The sequence below is a fragment of the Ruegeria sp. C8 genome (genome assembly GCF_056537565.1).
The window spans coordinates 1-4,475 of sequence record NZ_JBQFRV010000035.1; the positions used below are offsets into that span (position 1 = coordinate 1).

Annotated in this window: 3 protein-coding genes; all 3 read right to left on the reverse strand. The window is 62.4% G+C overall.

The window, feature by feature from the left end; translation table 11 throughout:
- Positions 1–32 precede the first annotated feature (32 nt).
- Positions 33–2,888 (reverse strand): aminomethyl-transferring glycine dehydrogenase, encoded by a 2,856-nt coding sequence (gcvP, locus tag ACR0KL_RS22670; RefSeq protein ID WP_170637796.1) that lies wholly within the window; start codon positions 2,886–2,888, stop codon positions 33–35.
- Positions 2,889–3,003: 115 nt separating this feature from the next.
- Positions 3,004–3,369, reverse strand: a complete 366-nt coding sequence (gcvH, locus tag ACR0KL_RS22675; RefSeq protein ID WP_170680939.1) for a glycine cleavage system protein GcvH — start codon at positions 3,367–3,369, stop codon at positions 3,004–3,006.
- An 18-nt stretch (positions 3,370–3,387) separates the two neighbouring features.
- Positions 3,388–4,475, reverse strand: a 1,088-nt coding sequence (gcvT, locus tag ACR0KL_RS22680; protein WP_480555633.1) for a glycine cleavage system aminomethyltransferase GcvT, incomplete at its 5' end; no start/stop codon positions are given.

Sequence of the window (4,475 nt, forward strand, 5' to 3'; positions counted from 1 at the left end):
CCCCGCCGATTTTTCGGCGGGGGTTTGTAGTTTTATTCTGCGGCTTCTTCGTATGCTTCCATTGGTGGGCATGTGCAGACGAGGTTTCGGTCTCCGTATGCGTTGTCGACGCGGTTGACGGGGGACCAGTATTTGTCGACGCCCATGGAGCCCGGCGGGAAGCAGGCCTGTTCGCGGGTGTAGGGGCGGTCCCAGTCGCCGACCAGATCGCGCACCGTGTGGGGGGCGTTTTTCAGCGGGTTGTTCTCCGCGTCGATCTTGCCGTCGATGATGTCCTGCGCCTCGGCCCGGATCGAGAGCATGGCGTCGCAGAAGCGGTCCAGCTCGTCCTTTGGTTCGGACTCGGTGGGCTCCACCATCAGGGTGCCCGCCACCGGCCAGGACATGGTCGGGGCGTGGAAGCCGGAATCGACCAGACGTTTGGCGACGTCATCCACGGTCACATGCGCCGCCTCGTCCAGCGGACGAGTGTCGAGGATGCATTCATGCGCCACACGACCGGTCTCGGAGGTGTATAGGATCGGATAGGCATCCTGCAGACGCGCCGCGATATAGTTGGCGTTCAGGATCGCCACTTTGGTCGCCTGCGTCAGACCCGCGCCACCCATCAGCAGCACATAGGCCCAGCTGACCGGCAGAATGGACGGAGAGCCGAAGGGTGCCGCCGAGACCGGACCCACGGCAGTGCCGTATTCCGGATGGCCGGGCAGGTGCTCCTCAAGATGCGCCTTGACGCCGATCGGACCCATGCCGGGGCCGCCACCGCCATGCGGGATGCAGAAGGTCTTGTGCAGATTCAGGTGGCTGACATCGCCGCCAATGTCACCGGGACGCGATAGACCCACCATGGCGTTCATGTTGGCGCCGTCGATATAGACCTGACCGCCGTGATCATGGGTGATCTGGCAGACCTCCTGCACGGTGGTCTCGAACACGCCATGGGTCGAGGGGTAGGTGATCATGCAACCGGCCAGATGATCCGAGTGCTTCTCGGCCTTGGCGCGGAAGTCGTTCAGATCAATGTTGCCATTCTCATCCGCCTGCACCGGGACAACCTGCCAGCCCACCATCTGCGCCGAGGCCGGGTTGGTCCCGTGCGCCGAGGTTGGGATCAGGCAGACATTGCGGTGCCCTTCGCCGCGGGCGAAGTGATAGTTGCGGATGGTCAGCAGGCCTGCATATTCGCCCTGCGCGCCCGAGTTGGGCTGCTGCGAGATCGCGTCATAGCCGGTGATCTGGCACAGCTTGTCGTTCAGATCGGCAATCATCTCGTGATAGCCCTGCGCCTGATCTTCGGGGCAGAACGGGTGCAGATTGCCGAACTCGGGCCAGGTGACCGGGATCATCTCGATCGTGGCGTTCAGCTTCATGGTGCACGAGCCCAGCGGGATCATTGCCCGGTCCAGCGCCAGGTCACGGTCAGCCAGACGGCGCATATAGCGGGTCATCTCGGCCTCGGCCCGGTTCTTGTGGAAGATCTCGTGGGTCAGATAGGGCGTCTCGCGCAGCGCGTAGTCCGGCAGGCGGTACTGCTTGTTCGAGCTGTCGTCTGTCTTGTCGATGCCAAAGGCCCCCCAGACGGCTTCAATGGTCTCGGGGCGGGTCTGTTCGTCCAGGCTGATGCCAACCTTGGTGTCGCCGACCTTGCGCAGGTTGACGCCCCGGGCCACTGCGGCCTCCATGACGGTCTTCTGCAGGTGGCCGACCTCAACGGTGATGGTGTCGAAGAACACTTCGGGTTCGACCGAGAAGCCCGCCTCTTCCAGGCCGGCGGCCAGGCGCGAGGTCTTGCGGTGTACCGATTGCGCGATGGCCTTGATGCCATCCGGGCCGTGATAGACCGCATACATCGAGGCAATGACGGCCAGCAGCGCCTGCGCGGTGCAGACATTCGAGTTGGCTTTCTCGCGGCGAATGTGCTGTTCGCGGGTTTGCAGCGCGAGGCGATACGCTTTGTTGCCACGGCTGTCGATGCTGACGCCGATGATCCGGCCCGGCATGGACCGCTTCAGCTTGTCGGTGGTCGCCATATAGGCAGCGTGCGGGCCGCCATAACCCATCGGAACGCCAAAGCGCTGGGTCGAGCCGATGGCAATATCCGCGCCCATCTCACCCGGTGACTTCAGCAGGGCCAGCGACAGGATGTCGGCAGCAACGATGGCAATGGCTTTGTGCTCATGCAGCGCTGCGATTTCCTTGGTGAAGTCGCGCACATGGCCATGGGTGCCGGGGTACTGGAAGATCGCGCCAAAGACGGCACCTGCGTCGAGGCTGTCAGGATCGGCGACCTGCACGTCGATGCCCAGAGGCTCAGCGCGGGTTTTAATGACTGCGATGGTCTGCGGGTGGCAGTTCTTGTCAACAAAGAAGGCCGCGTTGTTGGCTTTCGAACGCCCGCCGCGCTTGGCCATTGCCATGGCTTCGGCCGCCGCTGTGGCTTCGTCCAGCAGCGATGCGTTGGCCACGTCCAGCCCGGTCAGATCGCTGACCATGGTCTGGAAGTTCAACAGCGCCTCAAGACGGCCCTGGCTGATCTCGGGCTGATAAGGCGTATAAGCCGTGTACCAGGCCGGGTTTTCCAGAATGTTGCGCAGGATCGGCGCAGGCGTGGTGGTGCCGTAATAGCCCTGACCGATCAGCGAGGTCAGAACCTTGTTCTTACTCGCCACCTCTTTCATGTAGAACAGCGCATCGCGCTCGGTCATCGCCGGGCCCCAGTCCAGCGGCTCTTTCTGGCGGATCGCCGGCGGGACGGTGGCGTCGATCAGTTGGTCCAGCGTCTTGAAGCCGATCACCTTGAGCATGTCGCGCATCTCGGTCGGGCTGGGACCAATATGGCGGCGATTGGCAAAGTCATAGGCTTCGTAGTCAGTCAGTTTGAAAGCCATTGCAGCGCTCCTATGAATAAGTCAGGTCGGGCGGAGACCACGCAGGCCCCCGATACATCATCACGAGCCGGTCCGGCCCGAACGGGCGGAGCCCCATTCAGGGCTCCGGTCTGGATCAGCCGATGAAGTCCTTGTAGCCGGCCTCATCCATCAGATCTTCCAGCTGCGACGCGTCGGTGATCTTGATCTTGTAGATCCATGCCTCACCTTCGGGGTCTTCGTTCAGCGCGCCAGGATTGTCGGCCAGCGCCTCGTTGACCTCGACGATCTCGCCATCAACCGGGGCATAGAGTTCCGAGGCCGCCTTGACGGATTCGATCACACCGATCTCGCCGTCTTTCTCGAACGCGTCACCCACTTCCTGCTGTTCCACGAAGACCACATCGCCCAGCTGTTCGGCGGCATGTTTGGTGATGCCCAGAGTGGCTGTGTCGCCATTCACGTCGATCCACTCGTGCTCTTCGGAATAATAGGTTGCCATCTTGTCTCTCTCCTGACTTCAACGCTTGTAATTCTGGGTGACGAAGGGCAGCGCCACGATCTCGGCCGGTTGCGGCTTGCCCCGGATGATCAGATTGACGGTCTCGCCCGGCTCACCATGGCCTGCGGACACATAGCCCATCGCAACGGGGCCACCGACCGTCGGGCCAAACCCGCCCGAGGTGATCTGGCCAATGGTGTTGCCTTCCGTGCACTGGATCTCAACGCCCTGACGCGCAGGCGCGCGGCCCTCGGGCTTGATGCCTACCAGCTTGCGGGATGCGCCCTCGGCCAGTTCGCGCTGGATGCGCTCGGCCCCCGGGAACCCGCCCTCTTCCTTGCGGCGCTTCTGGATCGCCCAGCTCAGCGAGGCTTCGATGGGCGAGGTGCTCTGGTCGATGTCATTGCCATAAAGGCACAGCCCGGCCTCCAGCCGCAGGCTGTCGCGCGCGCCCAGACCGGCCGCTTCGCAATCCTCATGCGCCAAGAAGGCGCGGGTGATCTCAATCGCCTTGTCCTCGGGGATCGAGATCTCGTATCCGTCCTCGCCGGTATAGCCCAGCCGCGAGATACGGCACTCAACACCGTTGATATCAGCCACGGTGGTTTCCATGAACTTCAGATCGCGGGCGGCCGGGCACAACTCGCCCACCACGTCTTCGGCTTTGGGTCCCTGCACCGCCACCAGCGCACGATCGAAGATCTCGGTCACTTCGACGCCGTCAAGGTTGGCCTGCATATGCGGAATATCCTGATGGCGCAGCGCCGCGTTCACCACCACAAAATAGTGATCCCCCGCGTTCGACACGATCAGATCATCCATGATCCCGCCGTCTTCATTCGTGAAGAACCCGTACCGCGCCTTGCCGTCCTTCAGCGTCGCATAGGCCTGCGGGCACAAAGCTTCCAGCTTCTCGCCCACATTCTCACCGCGCAGGATCACCTGGCCCATATGGCTCACATCAAACACCGCCGCCTTCTCACGACACTGCTTATGCTCCCCCATGATCCCCAACGGATACTGAACAGGCATCTCCCAGCCCGCAAAATCAACCATCTTGCCGCCAAGCTCGACGTGCAAATCGTAAAGAGGAGTGCGCTTCGGTG

Excerpts from the sequence above, each read along its gene's own strand:
- gcvP (WP_170637796.1), bottom strand. The coding sequence starts at position 2,888 with ATGGCTTTCAAACTGACTGACTACGAAGCCTATGACTTTGCCAATCGC.
- gcvH (WP_170680939.1), bottom strand. The coding sequence starts at position 3,369 with ATGGCAACCTATTATTCCGAAGAGCACGAGTGGATCGACGTGAATGGC.